15 protein-coding genes are annotated in these 18150 nt (G+C 63.3%); 11 read left to right on the top strand and 4 right to left on the bottom strand.

All coding sequences use genetic code 11. From position 1 onward, the window contains the following. Positions 1-21: 21 nt before the first annotated feature. Complete coding sequence (ettA, locus tag RE432_RS09655) at positions 22-1695, bottom strand: energy-dependent translational throttle protein EttA (protein WP_310933215.1); 1674 nt, start codon at positions 1693-1695, stop codon at positions 22-24. A 131-nt stretch (positions 1696-1826) separates the two neighbouring features. Here ettA and RE432_RS09650 point away from each other — a divergent pair, with 131 nt between their 5' ends. Continuing rightward, the gene (locus tag RE432_RS09650) at positions 1827-2327 is read left to right on the top strand and encodes a hypothetical protein (RefSeq protein WP_310933214.1); all 501 of its coding nucleotides are present in this window, start codon (positions 1827-1829) and stop codon (positions 2325-2327) included. Between the two features lie 18 nt (positions 2328-2345). Here the strand turns inward: RE432_RS09650 and RE432_RS09645 are convergent, their stop codons facing one another. Beyond that, a complete protein-coding gene (locus tag RE432_RS09645; protein WP_310933213.1) occupies positions 2346-3269 on the bottom strand; it encodes a glycosyltransferase family A protein in 924 nt (307 codons plus the stop codon). A 355-nt stretch (positions 3270-3624) separates the two neighbouring features. Continuing rightward, positions 3625-3753 carry a hypothetical protein gene (locus RE432_RS09640; protein WP_264129781.1) on the bottom strand — a complete coding sequence of 43 codons (129 nt, stop codon included), beginning with the start codon at positions 3751-3753 and terminating at the stop codon, positions 3625-3627. Positions 3754-3932: 179 nt separating this feature from the next. Between RE432_RS09640 and uvrA the strand changes: the two genes are divergently transcribed. From uvrA to RE432_RS09615, 5 genes are all read left to right on the top strand, one after another. Next, positions 3933-9668: an excinuclease ABC subunit UvrA gene (gene uvrA, locus RE432_RS09635; protein ID WP_310933212.1), complete on the top strand. Its 5736-nt coding sequence runs from the start codon at positions 3933-3935 to the stop codon at positions 9666-9668. 1 nt (position 9669) lies between these two features. Beyond that, entirely contained in the window at positions 9670-10854 is a 1185-nt protein-coding gene (gene pabB, locus RE432_RS09630) for an aminodeoxychorismate synthase component I (RefSeq protein ID WP_310933211.1), read from the top strand. After that, positions 10847-11488 (top strand): aminotransferase class IV, encoded by a 642-nt coding sequence (locus RE432_RS09625; RefSeq protein WP_310933210.1) that lies wholly within the window; start codon positions 10847-10849, stop codon positions 11486-11488. The genes pabB and RE432_RS09625 overlap by 8 nt, the downstream gene beginning before the upstream one ends. A 63-nt stretch (positions 11489-11551) precedes the next feature. After that, on the top strand, positions 11552-11884 hold the full coding sequence (locus RE432_RS09620; protein WP_310933209.1) for a YnfA family protein: 333 nt from the start codon (positions 11552-11554) through the stop codon (positions 11882-11884). 43 nt (positions 11885-11927) lie between these two features. After that, positions 11928-12572: a VOC family protein gene (locus RE432_RS09615; protein WP_310933208.1), complete on the top strand. Its 645-nt coding sequence runs from the start codon at positions 11928-11930 to the stop codon at positions 12570-12572. Between the two features lie 86 nt (positions 12573-12658). Here the strand turns inward: RE432_RS09615 and RE432_RS09610 are convergent, their stop codons facing one another. Continuing rightward, entirely contained in the window at positions 12659-13540 is an 882-nt protein-coding gene (locus RE432_RS09610; protein ID WP_310934186.1) for a tRNA threonylcarbamoyladenosine dehydratase, read from the bottom strand. Between the two features lie 238 nt (positions 13541-13778). Here RE432_RS09610 and RE432_RS09605 point away from each other — a divergent pair, with 238 nt between their 5' ends. From RE432_RS09605 to purU, 5 genes are all read left to right on the top strand, one after another. Further along, a complete protein-coding gene (locus tag RE432_RS09605; protein ID WP_409079839.1) occupies positions 13779-14429 on the top strand; it encodes a gamma-glutamylcyclotransferase in 651 nt (216 codons plus the stop codon). A gap of 74 nt (positions 14430-14503) precedes the next feature. Next, positions 14504-15136: a pyridoxamine 5'-phosphate oxidase gene (gene pdxH / locus RE432_RS09600; protein WP_310933207.1), complete on the top strand. Its 633-nt coding sequence runs from the start codon at positions 14504-14506 to the stop codon at positions 15134-15136. A 22-nt stretch (positions 15137-15158) separates the two neighbouring features. Beyond that, complete coding sequence (locus RE432_RS09595) at positions 15159-15683, top strand: flavin reductase family protein (protein WP_310933206.1); 525 nt, start codon at positions 15159-15161, stop codon at positions 15681-15683. 30 nt (positions 15684-15713) lie between these two features. Next, positions 15714-16844 (top strand): NAD(P)/FAD-dependent oxidoreductase, encoded by a 1131-nt coding sequence (locus RE432_RS09590; protein ID WP_310933205.1) that lies wholly within the window; start codon positions 15714-15716, stop codon positions 16842-16844. 3 nt (positions 16845-16847) lie between these two features. Next, positions 16848-17696, top strand: a complete 849-nt coding sequence (purU, locus tag RE432_RS09585; RefSeq protein WP_310933204.1) for a formyltetrahydrofolate deformylase — start codon at positions 16848-16850, stop codon at positions 17694-17696. The last annotated feature ends 454 nt before the right edge of the window (positions 17697-18150 follow it).

Raw genomic sequence — 18150 nt, 5'->3', positions numbered from 1 at the left:
GACCTCCTTCAGACCGTGGCGCTACTTAAGTGCTTTATAGCGCAAACGCCGAGGTTTGGCGCCCTCTTCACCCAGACGGCGAACCTTGTCGGCTTCATATTCCTGATAGTTGCCGTCAAAGAAGACGACCTGCGAGTCCCCTTCGAACGCCAGTATGTGGGTGGCGATGCGATCCAGGAACCAGCGGTCGTGGCTGATGACCATCACGCTGCCGGCGAACTCCAGCAAGGCGTCTTCCAGCGCGCGCAATGTTTCCACATCCAGATCGTTGGAGGGCTCGTCGAGCAGCAACAGATTCCCGCCGGCAATCAGCGTCTTGGCCAGGTGCAGGCGCCCGCGCTCGCCGCCCGACAGTTTGCCGACCTGCTTGTTCTGGTCGCCGCCCTTGAAGTTGAAGCGCCCCAGGTATGCGCGCGAGGGCATTTCGAAGCGCCCCACGGTCAGCAAGTCGGCGCCGTCGGAAATGGCCTCGAATACGGTTTTATCGTCGGGCAGGGATTCGCGCGACTGGTCGACAAAAGCCAGCTTCACGGTCTGGCCGACCTTGACTGATCCGGAGTCGGGCTGTTCCTGGCCCGCGATCATGCGAAATAGCGTGGACTTGCCCGCGCCGTTCGGCCCGATAATGCCCACGATCGCACCGGGGGGAATCTTGAAGCTGAGCTGATCGATCAGCAAGCGATCGCCATACGCCTTGCTGACATTCTCGAATTCGACAACTTCGTTACCCAGGCGCTCGGCGACGGGAATGAAGATTTCCTGCGTTTCGTTGCGCTTCTGGTATTCGTGCGACGACAATTCTTCGAAGCGCGCCAGGCGGGCCTTGGCCTTGGCCTGCCTGCCCTTGGGGTTCTGCCTGACCCACTCGAGCTCCTTCTTGATCGTGCGCTGGCGGGCCGATTCAGACGCCTCTTCCTGCTTGAGCCGGTCATCTTTCTGTTCGAGCCAGGAACTGTAGTTGCCCTTCCAGGGTATGCCGTGCCCCCGGTCCAGCTCAAGTATCCATTCCGCCGCATTATCCAGGAAGTAGCGGTCATGGGTCACGCCAACCACTGTGCCCGGGAATTTGCGCAGGAATTGCTCCAGCCATTCGACGCTTTCCGCGTCCAGGTGGTTGGTGGGCTCGTCGAGCAACAGCATGTCGGGCTTGGACAGCAGCAGGCGGCACAAGGCCACCCGGCGCTTCTCGCCGCCTGAAAGATTGCCGATGACGGCGTCCCAGGGGGGCAGCCTTAAGGCATCGGCGGCGATTTCCATCTGGTGCTCGATATCGTCGGAGCCGCTGGACGCCGCGGCCGCGATCACGGCTTCGAGCTCGGCCTGCTCGGTGGCCAATTGATCGAAGTCCGCGTCCGGCTCGGAGTAGGCGGCGTAGACTTCTTCCAGCCGTTTGCGGGCGCTGAACAGCTCGCCCAGACCCTCTTCGACGGACTGGCGAACCGTATGCTCGGCATTCAGGACCGGCTCTTGGGGCAGGTAGCCGATATTCAGGCCAGGCATGGGAATGGCTTCGCCCTCGATCTCGCGGTCTATGCCCGCCATGATCTTGAGCAGGGTCGATTTACCCGAGCCGTTCAAGCCCAGCACCCCGATTTTGGCGCCGGGAAAGAACGACAGTGAAATATCGCGCAGAATCTGGCGCTTGGGCGGCACAATTTTGCCAACCCGGTTCATCGTATATACGTATTGGGCCATAACAAGCAAATCAAAGAATGAAGAAAACCCCGATTGTAGGCCGTGCGGCAAATTAAAGCCGGGCCTTGCGGGCCAGGAGCGGCCGGCATGCTTTAAAATCAAGCTCTCATCCTCGTTCCCGCCGACTCGCCATGTCCACTGAAGAAACCGCCCCACTGGTCTTTACCGCCGATGAGCTCGATTTGCTGGGCCGCACCGCCGATGCCTTGAGCGCCTACATGGGCAAACCCGTGCTGGCCGAAATCATGGATGCGGAAGAAACCGGCTTCGAATGGGTTATTTTCGCGGTTCCGCTCGATGTCCAGGACAACCCCGACGACCATGTCGTGGTGCAGATCGGCGGCGCCGATGCCCGTTTCGTGGGCAATACCGGCGGCATGACGATCAGCGACGGCGAAGTCTTCGACTGCGAATACCTGTGGGCCATCCAGTTGTCCGATCTGGAAGGCGTCCGCTTCATCAAGGTGGACCAGGAAGGCGACGAAGTCGCATGGACGGATACGCTGCAAGACATTCTGCCTTTCATCATGGCCGACGAAGCGCCGGCGGACGATGACAGCGGCGACGATGACGATGATGACGACGACATGCTGGACCTGGACGAGCCTAACGGGCCCCGCACCCTGCATTAGGGCGCCAGGCTCAATCCGCTAGCGGGCCCGATCGCGCATATACAGCAGCAGGCCAAGCGGCCACATCAGGCCGACCAAGGTGCGCGGCGCAAGGCCTTTGAGCCGGTGCCCCGCGGGCAGGGGCTGCCTGCTGTGTCTAAGATGCAGGGAAAAGCGGGTGTAGCGCGCCGCGGCCATCAAAAATGCCTGGGGCCGGTAACGGAACCAGGGCAAGCATTCGACCACCGTGTCATAAGCCAGCAGCCATAGCCCCAACGCATGTTGCTGGCCGTCCCTTCCTTGGTTCGACAGCGAATCGCTGTTGTGGTGATACACCCTGAACACCTGATTGACGAAGCGGGTCAGGTAGCCCGCGCGTGCAATGGCCCGCCACACCAGGCTTTCGGGCACGAATCCGGCAATTTCCTCGGGGAAGGGAAATTTCAGCAGAACGTCGGTGCGCAGGCAGCCGAATTTCTCGCCCTTCACATGGTATTTGAAGGTCATGTCGAGCGAGGTGGCATCGAGCAGATCGCGCGGGTACATATCGCCCACGATATGGCCGTCGGGGCGGGCGCACAGGCCGGTAATCGCCACGAAACGGTCGCGGTCATTACGCGGAATGTCGCTCCAGACGGTGGCCATGGCATACAAGGCGTTGGTATCCAGGCTGTCGTCGCTGTCGAGCGCGACCACCAGTTCGCCATTGGCCTTCTTGACGCCGCGGTTGAAGGCCGTTTTCTTGTGCTGGTTTCTTTGCCACATGTAATGGATGGGGAAGCTGGCTTCTTGCTGCCAGCCCATGACCATCGCGCGCGTGTTGTCGGTGGAGCCGTCATCGACAATCACCCATTCGAAGTCCTGGAACGATTGCTCGCACAGCGACAGATAGACCCTTTCCAGTGTATGGGCCCTGTTATAGGTAGGTGTGACAACCGTAAAAAGGTGGCGCCAAGTGGACATACCGATTTTCTTTATAGCTTAGCATTCAGGTACGGGCGGCCCAGCCTGCAGAGAGAGCCCGTACCCGAGCTGGTTTGCATTCTTGCCCTATGTTTTTCCCACTTCAACGGTTTTATGATAGGTCAAAAAAAATCCGCAGACTGAATATCTGCGGATTGCTTGCCATACTTACATCTGGATACTTTCCTACTGGGGGAGCGATGCCCATCCTTCGGCTTACGCCCGCCAAGCAAGGCATCAAGACCGCTTTCGGGCTGTCTTGTCCAAGTCGATAGGACGCAAAAAAGCGCCGCGCGGGCCCTAAAGGACCTAAGGCAAGCGGCGCCGGTACAGCACGCGTTCTACCGCAAGGGAATCAGGCGCGTTTTACTTTTTCAAGCATCTTGAAAACGCCTTTGGGCGCGCGCACGAAAAGGCGCTTGAATGCTTTGCCCAGGCAACGGCGCTCTAGCGTGTTGCGGCGCGTGCGTTTGATTTCTGCCATGATGATCTCCGATCTGTGCGTGCAAGGTGCGCGGGCGGCGCAACCCTAAAAATTCAGTTAACCCGCCATTCTACCCCAGAATGCCGCTCAAGCACAAAAACGCCGCCGTGCCTGCCACTGGCCCGGCGGCAAAAAGGGGCATGGCCAAGCGGCGGGAAAAGAACGATTATCATAGCGGCATGAGCTCACATATTCGGATTTTCGGCGCACGCCAGAACAACCTCAAGAACCTTGACGTTTCCATCAACACGGGCGAACTGCTGGTCGTCACCGGCGTGTCCGGATCAGGCAAAAGCTCCCTCGCGTTCGACACGCTTTATGCCGAAGGGCAGCGGCGCTATGTAGAAACTTTTTCGCCTTACGCCCGGCAGTTCCTGGATCGCATGGACAAGCCCCAGGTCGAACGCATCGAGGGTATTCTGCCCGCCATTGCCATCGACCAGGTCAATCCGGTGCGCAACTCGCGCAGCACGGTGGGGACCATGACGGAGCTCAACGACCACCTGAAACTGCTCTTTGCCCGGCTCGGCCGCCTTTATTGCCAATGCTGCGGCCGGCGCGTGCAGCGCGATGACGCGCAATCGGTGCAGCAGCAACTGGCCGCGCGGGCACAAGAAGCCGGCGACCCCAGACTGGTGATTACCTTTCCCATCGTGGTTCCCTCCAATTACACCGAAGAGGAAGTGCGGGGCTTTCTGGAGCAGCAGGGCTATACCCGGGTTCACCATGAAGAGATCCGGCTGCACACTCCGCCGGCGGCCAAGACCAAGGGGAAAAGCAAGCGCGCCCCCAAGGCGGAAAAACTACGTGTGCTGCACGTGGTGCAAGACCGCTTTCGCTATAGTTCGGCCGAGCCCCAGCGCGTCATGGAAGCCCTGGATGCCGCGCTGAAGCAGGGCGACGGCCATATTGCGGTACACGCCATGCCGGATGCCGGCGGCGACGGCGCCGCTCAGGAAATCGTGTGGCGTTTCAGCAATCGCCTGCACTGCGCCGCCTGCGATATCGAATACAGCACGCCGCTGCCCAGTACCTTTTCCTTCAACTCCCCCCTGGGCGCCTGCGAATCCTGCCGGGGCTTTGGCCGCGTCATGGGCATCGACTACGGCCTGGTCGTCCCCGACGAAAAGAAAACCCTGCGCGAAGGCGCCGTCAAACCCTGGCAGACCAACAGCTACAAAGAGTGCCAGACGGAAATGGAGCAATATGCCCCGGCTGCCGGCGTCCGGCTCGATACGCCCTGGCACGCCCTGAGCGAAGACGAAAAACGCTGGGTGATCGATGGCACGCCCGACTGGAAAGGCGGCAACAACGCCTGGAAGACGCAATGGTATGGCGCGCAGCGCTTTTTCGACTGGCTGGAATCGCGCGCCTACAAAATGCACGTGCGGGTGCTGCTGTCGAAGTATCGCAGCTACACCCCCTGCCCCGCCTGCGGCGGTGCACGGCTCAAGCCCGACGCCACACTGTGGCGCCTGGGCAGCCAGACAGCCGCCGACGGCGACGGCGCCTACCCCCGCTTCATGCCTGTACACGCCCAATGGTCCCGCGATCAGCTCGATGCCTTGCCCGGCCTGGGCATCCACGACCTGATGCGCCTGCCCATCAGCCGGGTACGCGACTATTTCTTCGACATCAGCTTTGGCGCAAGCCTGGATGCCGCCATTGACCTGCTGCTCAACGAGGTGCGCACCCGCCTGAAGTTCCTGTGCGATGTAGGCCTGGGCTATTTGTCGCTGGACCGTCAAAGCCGCACGCTGTCGGGCGGCGAAGTCCAGCGCATCAACCTGACCACGGCGCTGGGCACCTCGTTGGTGAACACGCTGTTCGTGCTGGACGAACCGTCTATCGGCCTGCACCCGCGCGATATGCATCGCGTCGTGGAAGTCATGCACAGGCTGCGCGCCAACGGCAACACCCTGGTCGTCGTCGAGCACGATCCGCAGGTCATGATCGCCGCCGACCGTATCATGGACATGGGACCCGGCCCCGGCGAGCGCGGCGGCCAGATTGTCTTTGATGGCACGCCCGAGCAATTGCGCAACGCCGATACGCTGACGGGAAACTATCTGGGCAGCCGCCTGCGCGTCGAAGCCCCGCGCCCCATGCCGGTTGCAGCCAACACGCCGCGCTTGCTGCTCGAAGGCGCGAAGGCCAACAACCTGCAGGATGTCGCCTTGTCCATCCCCCTGGGCCGGCTGGTCTGCGTGACCGGCGTATCGGGCTCGGGCAAATCGACCTTGATCCAGGACGTGCTGTACCCCGCCATCCTCAAGCACCAGGGCAAACCCACCGAGTCGCCGGGCGAGTACGAACGCCTGCTGGGCGCGGAGCAACTGGCCGAAGTCGTCATGGTGGATCAAACCCCCATCGGCAAGACCGCCCGGTCCAACCCCGCCAGCTATGTCGGCGCCTTCGATGCCATACGCAAGCTTTTTGCCCAGGCAACGCTATCGAAAGAACGCGGCTATACGGCAGGCACCTTCAGCTTCAACACCGGCGACGGACGCTGCCCCACCTGCGGCGGCACAGGCTTCGAACATGTCGAGATGCAATTCCTTTCCGACGTGTACCTGCGCTGCCCCGATTGCGACGGCAAGCGCTTCCGGCCCGAAATACTCGAAGTCCGCGTCGAGCACCTGGGCCGCAGCGCGTCGATCGACGAAGTACTTGAAATGACCATCAGCGAAGCCCTGGATTTTTTCAGCGGCCTGCGCGACGTGCAGTGGGGACTGGCGCCGCTGGCCGACGTGGGCCTGGAATATGTGCGTCTTGGCCAGCCTGTACCCACGCTCTCGGGCGGCGAAGCGCAACGCCTCAAGCTGGCCGGCCATCTGGCCAACGCGGCGCGCAGCGGGATTTCAAGCGCCGGCGTCGCCAAGAAAGGCAGCCTGTTCCTGTTCGACGAGCCCACCACGGGCCTGCACTTCGACGACGTGGCGCGCCTGATGCGGGCCTTCCGGAAACTGCTGGCCGCCGGGCATTCGCTTCTGATCATCGAACATAATCTGGATGTGATCCGGGCCGCGGACTGGGTCATCGACCTGGGCCCCGAAGGCGGCGATGCCGGAGGCCGCATCGTAGGCACGGGGACGCCCGAAACGCTGATGCAGAACAAGGCTTCGCATACCGGCCAGGCCCTGGCCGACTACACCAGCGCCATCGTCTATGAAGACAAGTCGCAGCTTGCCCGGCAACTGGCGGAGCCCACGGCCCACTATGGGGCCGATGCCGGCACGCCGCTGCAGACCGCTCTGCGGCACCGGCGCGGCCAGAAGCCGAGCATCGACATGGTCAATGCCCGCGAACACAATCTGAAAGGCATTAACGTCAGTATTCCGCGCGACACCTTTACCGTGATCACGGGGGTGTCGGGCTCGGGTAAATCCACCCTGGCCTTCGACATTCTGTTCAACGAAGGACAGCGCCGCTATCTGGAATCCCTTAATGCCTACGCCCGGGCCATTGTGCAACCGGCCGGCAAGCCCGACGTGGACGCCATCTACGGCATCCCGCCCACCGTCGCCATCGAGCAGCGCACCAGCCGCGGAGGCCGCAAGTCCACCGTCGCCACGATGACCGAGATCCATCACTTCCTGCGGCTGCTGTATGTGAAACTGGGCACGCAAATGTGCCCTACCTGCAACGTCGCCGTCGAGCCGCAGAAGGCCGAGCAAATTGTCGCCCAGATACTGAAGGACCACAAAGGCCGTCATGTCGGCATCCTGGCGCCGCTGGTCAGCGCGCGCAAAGGCTATTACACCGACCTGGCCAAATGGGCCGCCGGCAAAGGCCATAGCCACTTGCGCGTGGATGGCGAATTCATCCCCGTCGCGCCGTGGCCGCGGCTGGACCGCTACAAGGAACACACCATCGAGCTGCCCGTTGCCGACCTGGTCGTGGACCCGAAGCGCGAGGCCGAACTGCGCCAAGCAGTCGGCAGCGCGCTCGAGCATGGGCAAGGCAGCATGAGCATCTTGCTGGATCTGACCCCCGCTCAGGCGGCAAGCCTGGATGAGCGCCGCAGCGCCGGCTTGAGCGCATCCGTCCAGCAGAAGCATTTTTCGGTCAAGCGCGCCTGCCCCAGTTGCGGCACCAGTTTTCCCGAGCCCGATCCGCGCATGTTCTCGTACAACTCCAAGCACGGCTGGTGCACCAGCTGCTTTGGCACCGGCCTGCAACTGGCCGGTTTCGATGCGGAGCAAACGGGCGAGGAAACCGCCTGGAATGCCTGGTACGAAGGCAATACGGAAACCTGCAGCAGTTGCCACGGCGAGCGCCTTAACCCGGTTTCCCGGGCATTCCGCTGGCGCGGCCGATCGATTGCCGAACTGGCCGCCCTGCCCGTATCCGATGCGCAAACCTTCTTCGACGGCCTGGTCATCCGCGGGCGCGAAGGCGACATTACGCGCGACATCATGACCGAGATCCGGGGACGGCTCAGCTTCATGCGCGAAGTCGGCCTGGGCTACCTGGCGCTGGATCGCGCCGCGCCCACCCTGTCGGGCGGCGAGGCGCAGCGCATACGGCTGGCCGCCCAGTTGGGCTCCAACCTGCAAGGCGTGTGCTATGTGCTGGACGAACCCACCATTGGCCTGCACTCGCGTGACAATCAGATCTTGCTCAATGCCCTGGCTTCGCTTGAAGGCAACGGCAACACCCTGGTCGTGGTCGAACACGACGAAGACACCATACGGCGCGCCTCGCACATCATCGATATCGGGCCGGGCGCCGGCACGCGGGGCGGCATGGTGGTGGCGCAAGGCACGGCGCAAGACCTCATGGACAATCCCGCATCAGTCACCGGGCGCTATCTCAGGCAGCCCTTGCAACATCCTTTGCAGGCACGGCGCGCCATCACCGACAGCGTCCCCATGATCAGCGTCCAGAACGCGCACTTGCACAATCTGCACAACGTCAATGCGCAACTTCCGGTAGGCCGGCTGAGCGTGGTCACCGGGGTCTCCGGCTCGGGCAAATCCACACTGGCGCGCGATGTGCTGCTGGACAACCTGGCCCAGGCGGTCTCGCAGCGCAAGGACCCGGCCTGGCACGGCTGCACAAGCATCTCGGGCTGGGAGGCGATTGATCGCGTGCTGGAGGTGGACCAGACCCCCATAGGCAAAACGCCGCGCTCCTGCCCGGCCACTTACGTCGGCTTTTGGGACGACGTGCGCAAGCTGTTTGCCGATACCCGCGAAGCCAGAATACGCGGCTGGACCGCGGCCCGTTTTTCCTTCAACACGGGCGAAGGACGCTGTCCCGTATGCGAAGGCCAGGGCATGCGCACCATAGAAATGAGTTTCCTGCCCGACGTCAAAGTACTGTGCGATGGCTGCAACGGCGAACGCTTCAATCGCGATACGCTGAATGTCACCTGGCGCGGCAAGAGCGCAGGCGAAGTCCTGAAAATGGAAGTGGACGAAGCGGTGGAATTCTTTGCCGCCCATTCAAGAATATCGCGCATCCTGCAATTGATGCAGGACGTCGGCCTGGGCTATCTGACGCTGGGCCAGCCTTCGCCCACCCTGTCGGGCGGCGAGGCGCAGCGCATCAAGCTTGTGACGGAACTGGCCAAGGCCCGGCTCACCGAAGGCGTCATCAAGACCGGCCGAGCCTCGCGGATTCCGCACACATTGTATGTGCTGGACGAACCCACGGTGGGGCTGTCCACGGCCGATGTCGAAAAACTGATTCATGTACTGCACCGGCTGGTGGATGCCGGCAACACGGTGGCCGTCATCGAGCACAATCTGGACATCATTGCCGAAGCCGACTGGGTGCTGGACCTGGGGCCGGAGGGCGGCCATGGCGGCGGTCGCCTGGTGGCCCAAGGCTCGCCCGAACATGTCATGAGCCTGAAAGCCGCCTCCCACACCGGCGCAGCACTGGACGCGTTCCTGGAACAGCGCTGACATGCTCTGCCGATTTGAAAACCGCTTGTCGGGGCAGGCGCTGGAACTGGCCGGGTTCAGCCATCGCATTGCGGCCCATTCGGCATCGGAACTGGCCACGGCGTTCACGCATATCGAGGCGGCCCGCACAAGGGGATGCTGGGTCGCCCTGCTGCTGGACTATGAACTGGGCGAATGGCTGGAGCCGGCGTCCTTGGCGGCGGGCCAGGCGCCTGGAACGGCGCCGGCGCGCGCGGGCTTGTCTTCGGAACCAGGTGAAGCAGCAGCGGCACAAGCGCGGCCGCGCTTGACCGCGCTGGTTTTCCAGGACGCCCGGCATGGCCCCGTGTGGGAGCCGCCCGCCCTTGCGCAACCCATTGACCTTGATGCCCGCCCCCTGATCGATACGCCGCGCTACCTGGAAGACATACGCGCCCTGCGCGCCAGCATAGGGCGCGGCGAGCTGTACCAGGCCAACTACACCTTCCCCATAGCCATTACCAGCCGGACGCCGCCGCGCGAACTCTATCAGTCCATTGCGGCGCGGCACCCCGCCGCCCATGCCGCCTACATTGAAGACGGCGGGCGTTATCTGCTGTCTTTCTCGCCCGAATTGTTTGTCGCCCGCCAGGGCGCCACGCTGACCGTCCGGCCCATGAAGGGCACCGCGCCGCGCCACGCCGACCCGGAACAAGACCGGGCCAGCGGGCAGGCGCTGCTCCACAGCGAGAAGAACCGCGCCGAGAACCTCATGATCGTCGACCTGTTGCGCAACGATCTGGGCCGCGTCGCCACGCCGGGATCGGTGAAAGTGCAAGCCCTGTTTTCGCTAGAGCAGTACCCCTCGGTCTGGACGCTGACCTCGACCATCACCGCCGACGCGCCCGACACCGGGCTGGAAGCGCTGCTGCGGGCGCTCTTCCCCTGCGGGTCGATCACCGGCGCGCCCAAGATCGCGGCCATGCAGAAGATCAAGGCGCTGGAATCCCGGGCGCGCGGCATTTACTGCGGCAGCATAGGCTGGCTGGCCCCGGATGGCGACTGCTCGCTGAACGTGGCCATACGCACGATAGAAATGCACGACCCGCAGCATGGCATCTTCGGCGTGGGCGGTGGTATTGTGTACGATTCCGAACCCGAGCTGGAATGGCAGGAATGCCTTTGGAAGGCCCGCCTGCTAGGGCCTGCCGGCACCCGATATGACTGAGCGCAAAGACATACAACTGATCGAAACCATCCGTGTGGAGCCTGGCCGCCGGTTGCCGCTGCTGGCGGGCCACCAGGCGCGGCTGGCGGCCTCGTGCCGGGCCTTGGATTATGCGCCGCCCGGCGAGGCGCTCAGCGCAGCCCTGCGGCAGCAGCTCGATGCATTGAACGCCGCCCACGCCCATCGCCTGCGCCTGCTTGTCAACCGGGACGGCAGCTTTTCGCTGACCGCGGACCCCCTGCCCCCTACGCGCCAACCCGTCAGGCTGACCCTGCATCCCGATGCGCTGCAGGCCGACGCCTTCTGGCTGCGGCACAAAACCACCCGCCGGCACTGGTATGACGAAACCCAGCAATGGCTGGCCCATCACACCGATTATTTTGATGTGGTGTTCTGCAATGCGCAGGATCAGGTATGCGAAGGCAGCCGCAGCAATGTGTATATACAGGACGCCAACAGCCGCTGGCTGACGCCGCCGCTGTCCTGCGGCTTGCTGCCAGGCGTGCAAAGGCAGGCCTTGCTGGACCAGGGCCTGGCCCGCGAGGCGGCCATCAGCCGGCGCGACTTGCTGGACGCCCCCGCCGTACGCGTGTCCAACGCTTTACGAGGATGGCTGGATGCCGAACTGGCCTGACAAGTCCCCCTGGCCGGCGGCCCCTTACAATAGCCCTTTCCGCCCTCAACCGGACCCCACGCCGTGGAACTGCTGCGCCTGAGTTTTCTGTTCGCCATCACGGCCCTGGCCGAGATCGTCGGATGCTATCTACCGTGGCTGGTGATCAAGCAAGGCAAAAGCCTCTTGCTGCTGATCCCCGCCGCCCTGTCGCTCGGCCTGTTTGCCTGGCTGCTGACCCTGCACCCCAGCGCCGCGGGACGCACCTACGCCGCCTACGGCGGCATGTATATTGCGATGGCTTTGCTCTGGCTGCGCTTTGTCGACGGCGTGGCGCTGACCCGTTGGGACGCCGCGGGCGCCGCCATCGCCCTGACGGGCATGGCGGTCATCGCATTGCAGCCCTCGACAGGGTAAGCTTGCCCTTACGGCATACGTCATCAGGAGGCACGGATCCACCATGTTGCAAACCCGTATCGACCACATCGTCATCACCGCCGCATCGCTGGCTGACGGCTCGGAATACATTTTCCGCACCCTGGGCGTTGCCCTGGAGGCCGGCGGCGAGCATCCCCGGATGGGCACGCACAATCTGCTGCTCAGGCTGGGCAGTGATGTCTATCTTGAAGTCATTGCGGTCAACCACGAAGCCGAACAGCCCGACCGGCCGCGCTGGTTCCAATTGACAGACGCCGACAACCAGCCCACCAAGCTGGCCACCTGGGTCGCCCGGACAAACGATATCGACGCGGCGGCACAGTTATCGGCGCTGCCGCTGGGCGCCATCGAATCCATGACGCGCGGACCCCTGAAGTGGAAAATCACCCTCCCCGACGACGGCAAGCTGGTCATGGACGGCATTGCGCCCGCCCTGATACAGTGGGAGGCCGAACCCCACCCGGCAAGCCGCATGGAAGACATCGGATGCTCGCTGCTGGGCCTGGAAGCCTTCCACCCCGACGCCGCGGCCATCCAGCACTTCCTGGACCAGATCGGATTCGACGACAAGCTGAAAGTCTTTCCGCTGGACAAGGGCAGCGCGCCCTACCTGATCGCTCATATCCAGACGCCCTCGGGGCCACGCCAGCTGGACAGCCGGCAGTAGCACCGAAAAAGCCCATTGCAGCACCGGCGCGGCCCCTTTGACATGGGCTGCCCCCTGTTTCCGGTACACCAGCCTTGTTGGCAGGCCTAGCCCGCAAACTTCCCACTCAGCACATGGTGCACCGCCTCATTGGCCGCCGCCATGCCCATCGCCGCCGTCACCGTTACCACCGAGCCATAACCCGCGCACGACAGGCCTTGCAAAGCAGCGGCCTCGGGCGCATGCGCGGCCATTTGCCCAAGTTCCTGCCTGTCGGGCGATCCGTCCGCAGCTGCGCCGCCCGCCGCCTGCAGCCACTGCGCGGGCAGCAGTGCGGGCTGATCGAACCACAATGCGCGCACGCCCATCTTGGGCAGGCGCTTGCGCACCTTGCCCGCCTGATCGGACGCTTTGGGATAGCGGTGCTGCCGCCGGAGCGTATTGCGCAGCTTGGACAGCAAAGCATCATTGACCGCCGCGGACAGATCGCCCGCCCGCAAGCTGAGCGGGTCGGTCTTGCCGCCCGCCCCGCCGCACACCACGATGGGGATGCCACGCCGCCGCGCCTCGAGAATCATGGCGATCTTCGCCTGGGCCTGGTCGGTGCAGTCGATCAGGACCCGCACATCCGGCGCCAACAGCTCAGCCACATTCTCGGGGCTGACGAAATCGTCGATGATTCCCAGGCGGCAGGACGGATTGATGCCATGCACCCGCTGGGCCATGGCCATGACCTTGGCCTGGCCCAGGGTGTCGCTTAAGGCATGCAGTTGCCGGTTGACATTCGATTCGGCGATGTGATCGAGATCAATCAGGCTGAGCGCCCCGATGCCTGTGCGGGCCAGCGCTTCGGCGCACCACGAGCCCACCCCGCCGATACCCGCCACCGCCACGTGCGCGTCGCTCAGCCGGCCCAGACTTTCCGGGCCATACAGGCGCTCCAGCCCGCCGAAACGGCGCTGAAGATCAAAGGACGAAGCATCGGACATGGCGGGCTCGGGATAAATGATGGAAATAGGCACGGTACGGGCGGACGGCTGGCGCGATGCCCAGCCCAGAATGAAGTTTACCTTCAAGCACAGCGCCCTTGCCCGGCAGCGCGCCCGGCCCCCTGCCGCGCGATAGCCGTATGCGTAAAAAACCACAGATAGAAGACGCGCCTTAGCAGCGCGCCAAGACAGGCTTAAAATATAACGCTATCCACTCGCATCCAGAGCCGCCAGCAAAGTGAACACCGTTTTTTCACCCGATCCCCATGCCATGCCCGCCCCCAGCAATTTTCGGCTTTTGACCGAAGCTGAACGAAACGCTTCATTACAAGCGTCGTTGACAGACTGGAGCCCGGATCAGGATCTTTGGGTGTATGGCTACGGCTCACTGATATGGCGTCCCGAATTCGACTTCTCTGAAAAAAGAATGGCGTTGCTGCACGGTTATCACCGCGCGCTGTGCCTGTGGTCCAGGGTGAACCGGGGGACGCCGGACCAGCCCGGCCTGGTGTTCGGGCTGGACTCGGGCGGATCATGCCGAGGCATGGCCTTCCGCATTCCGGCGGCCGACGTGCCCGCTACCATGGAAGCGCTCTGGCGCCGTGAAATGCCCAGCGGCGCCTACATACCCAAATGGCTGGCCTGCCGCACGGAAAGCGGGCCGATTACCGCCCTGGCCTTTACTATGAACCGCAATACCGACGCCTATGTCAGCGGGCTGCCGGTGGATCGCCTGGTGCAGATCGTACGCAATGCGCACGGCAGCTATGGCCCCTGCATCGAGTACGTGCTGGAGACCGCGCAAGCCCTGAAACAGTCCAATATCCACGACAAACGGCTGCAGGCGCTGGTCGGTGCGCTGCGCATGTCGATCGCCCAGGGAAGCTAAGCCGCAACGATGCCGGCAAAGCTTCGCGCCCCATCCGGTAAACTAATGCTTCGTTCCCTTTTTCGCCTGCCATCATGTCTGTTGCCGATATCCGCCAGAACTACGAAAAATTCGAATTGCTCGAAGCCTCGCTGGCTGCCGACCCGTTTGAACAGTTCACCCTGTGGTTCAACGATGCCCTGAAAGCAGGCGTCCCCGAAGCCAATGCCATGACCCTGGCCACGACCACGCTGGCAGGGCGGCCTTCGGCGCGCATCGTCCTGCTCAAAGGCTTCGACGCCCAGGGCTTTGTCTTCTATACCAACTATCTGTCGCGCAAAGGCCACGAGCTGGCAGAGAACCCTTGCGCCAGCCTGCTTTTTTTCTGGCCCGCCCTGGAACGCCAGGTACGCATCGAAGGCGCCATTGAAAAAGTCTCGCCGGCCGAGTCGGATGAATACTTCCACAGCCGTCCCCTGGGCTCGCGCATAGGCGCCTGGGTATCGCCCCAAAGCCAGCCCATTACCCGGGCGGAACTGGAAGCGCGCGCCGCTCAGCTCACCGAGTCGCTGGGCGGCGAACCGCCCAGGCCGGAACACTGGGGCGGCTACCGCCTTGCCCCCGACCGGGTGGAATTCTGGCAAGGGCGTCCATCCCGGCTGCACGACAGGCTGGTATTCCAGCGCGACGCAGGCCAGGCATGGTCGCGTGTACGGCTGGCGCCTTGAACGCCGGCTCCAGGCTCCCGGCATGACGGCAACTCCTCCCGATTTCGACGCTGCTTTCTTTCGCTCGGCCCTGGGCCGGTTCGCGACCGGCGTCACGGTCATTACCGCTGAGACGGGCGCCGAGCCAAAACCGGTGGGGCTGACCATCAGTTCATTCAATTCGGTGTCGCTCGAACCGCCCATGGTCCTCTGGACCTTGTCGCGCGCCGCATCGTCGCTGCCGCATTTCCAGCAAGCCCAGCGCTATGTCATCCATGTGCTGGGCGCATCCCAACTGCACTTGGCCAAGCGGTTTGCGTACGGGCCGCAGGCGCGGCGCTTCGACGGCCTGGCGCTGACACGCGCCCCGGGCGGCACGCTGATGCTGGACGACGCCGACTGCGCGGCCTGGTTCGAATGCCGCAACGTGACGCAGCACGAAGCGGGCGACCATCTTATTTTCATCGGGCAGGTAGAGCGTTGCCATCGCAACTTCCATCAACCGCTGGTGTATCATGCGGGCGATTTCGACCTGACCCCGTCAACCGAGCCGCTATCGAGCAATTAGGCGGAGTCACATCATCATGCAGGACATTCTATGGCAGCAGATATAGACTGCGTCGTACTGGGCGCCGGCGTCGTCGGCCTGGCTGTGGCGCGCGAATTGGCCTTGGCGGGACGCGAAGTGTTGGTCGTCGAGGCCAGCGAGGCCATCGGCACCGGCACCAGCTCACGCAATTCCGAAGTCATCCACGCGGGCATCTACTACGAACCCGGCAGCCTCAAGGCCCGCTTGTGCGTGGCAGGCAAGCATCTGCTCTACGACTATTGCGCCGAACGCGGCGTGCCGCATCAAAGGCTGGGCAAGCTGATTGTGGCGGCAACGCCGGAGCAAAGCGCGCAACTGCACCGGATAGCCGAACACGCCCAGCGCAACGGCGTCGACGACCTGTATCAGATCACCGGCGCCCAGGCACAAGCGCTTGAACCCGCGCTGACTTGCGACGCGGCCCTGGTGTCGCCCTCGACCGGTATCGTCGATAGCCACGGCCTGATGCTTGCGCTGCAGGGCGATGCCGAGAACCACGGCGCGCAATGTGTGTTCCACACCACTTTCCGCCAGGGGCGTATCCTGGATTCGGGCGAATTCGAGCTGGAGTTCGACGGCGACGAAGCCATGACGCTGACAGCCAACTGCGTGATCAATTCGGCCGGCCTGCATGCGCCGGCCGTTGCCCGCAAGCTGCACGGCCAGCCCGCCGGCTTGATACCGCAAGCCTATTTCTGCAAAGGCAGCTACTTTACGCTGTCGGGCCGCTCGCCCTTCAAACACCTGATTTACCCCATGCCCAACAGCGCCGGGCTGGGCGTGCACCTGACCCTGGACCTGGGCGGCCAGGCCAAGTTCGGCCCCGACACGCAATGGGTGGACGGCGAAGACTACACCCTGGATCCTAGCCGCGCCGACGCGTTCTACGAAGCCGTGCGCAGCTACTGGCCCGCCCTGCCCGACGGCGCCTTGAACCCGGGCTACACCGGCATCCGCCCAAAAATCGTCGGTCCCGGCGAACCGGCTGCCGACTTCACCATCATGGGGCCGGCCGCCCACGGCATTCCCAACCTGATCAACCTGTTCGGCCTGGAATCGCCCGCGCTGACCGCCTGCCTGGCCATCGCCCAGGCAGTACGCGCAGCGCTTGACGCATCACCCGGCCCGACCGAAGCCTGAACCATGAACGACTACATCCTGACCCTATCCTGCCCCGACCGCATTGGCATCGTGCATAGCGTGACCGGCTGGCTGATGGGCCTGCACGGCAACATCATCGACGCGCAACAATTCGGCGACCTGGAAACCGAGCGTTTCTTCCTGCGCGTGCATTTTGTGCTGCCCAAGGCCGCCGACGTCGCCGAACTGGACGCCTCGTTTGCCTCTACTGCAAACAAATTCGACATGCAGGCCCACATTTACGATGCCCAGCGCAAGGCACGGCTGCTGATATTGGTGAGCCGCCAGGGCCACTGCCTGAACGACCTGCTGTTTCGCACCCACAGCGGACAATTGCCCGTCGAGATCGCCGGCGTTGTATCCAACCACCAGGACTATGCCGCCATGGCCCAGGCCTACGGCATTCCCTTCCATCATTTGCCTGTCAACGCCGAAACGCGCGATGCGCAGGAGCAGCAGATCCTGGATATCGTGGCCCGCGAACGCGTCGACCTGGTGGTGCTGGCACGCTACATGCAGATTCTGTCGAACCGGCTCTGCCAGGCGCTGTCCGGCAAGGCCATCAACATTCACCACAGCTTCCTGCCCAGTTTCAAGGGCGCGCGGCCCTACCACCAGGCCCACGCGCGCGGCGTCAAGATCATCGGCGCCACCGCACACTATGTGACGGCCGACCTGGATGAGGGTCCCATCATCGAACAGGACATCGAGCGTGTGGATCATGCCCTGGGCGCGCATGAGCTGGCGCAAGTAGGCAGCGATGTCGAATCGCTGGTGCTGGCGCGCGCCGTGCGCTCGCACGTAGAGCACCGCATTTTGCTGAACGGGCAACGGACGGTGGTGTTTCGTTAGTTTTTCGGCGGCCTGGCTAGGAAGAGGCGGCGGATAAGCTCGTCGCTGGGAAGGATTTGTTTTTTTGTGGGCGGTCCGTTTTCTGTTGACGCATGCGGGGTGTAGGGCGCCGGGCTGCGGCGACTTTCGGGGCTGAGCGAGCCGGTGGCGAAGGGAGCCCGAAGGGGCGGACGAGCTAGGCGATGCGGTGTTCGGCGCGCAGGCGCCGAACCAGTCACGAGGAGCTAAGCCCGGTGCCCTACACCCCGCATGCTGCGTCATAGAAAGACCAAAGACCGATGTAAAGCAACGAGGGCGGGTTTCAGTATGTTGAGTGGCGCTTGAGCGTGAAGGCTTGGCCGGCGGCGGGACGGCCGTTGCGAAAAGCGCAGCCATCGTGTCGAGGCGAGGCCGAGCACTCACGCTGCTAAGAAGCCAGAACCGTACCCCAAAGAGCAGCACACCCACATAGCGC

Origin of the sequence: Pusillimonas sp. SM2304 (assembly GCF_031628915.1) — a bacterium.
Taxonomy (GTDB): Bacteria; Pseudomonadota; Gammaproteobacteria; order Burkholderiales; family Burkholderiaceae_B; genus Pusillimonas_C.
The sequence above is the reverse complement of the archived record's forward strand: the minus strand, read 5'-3'. Positions and strand labels throughout refer to the sequence as shown.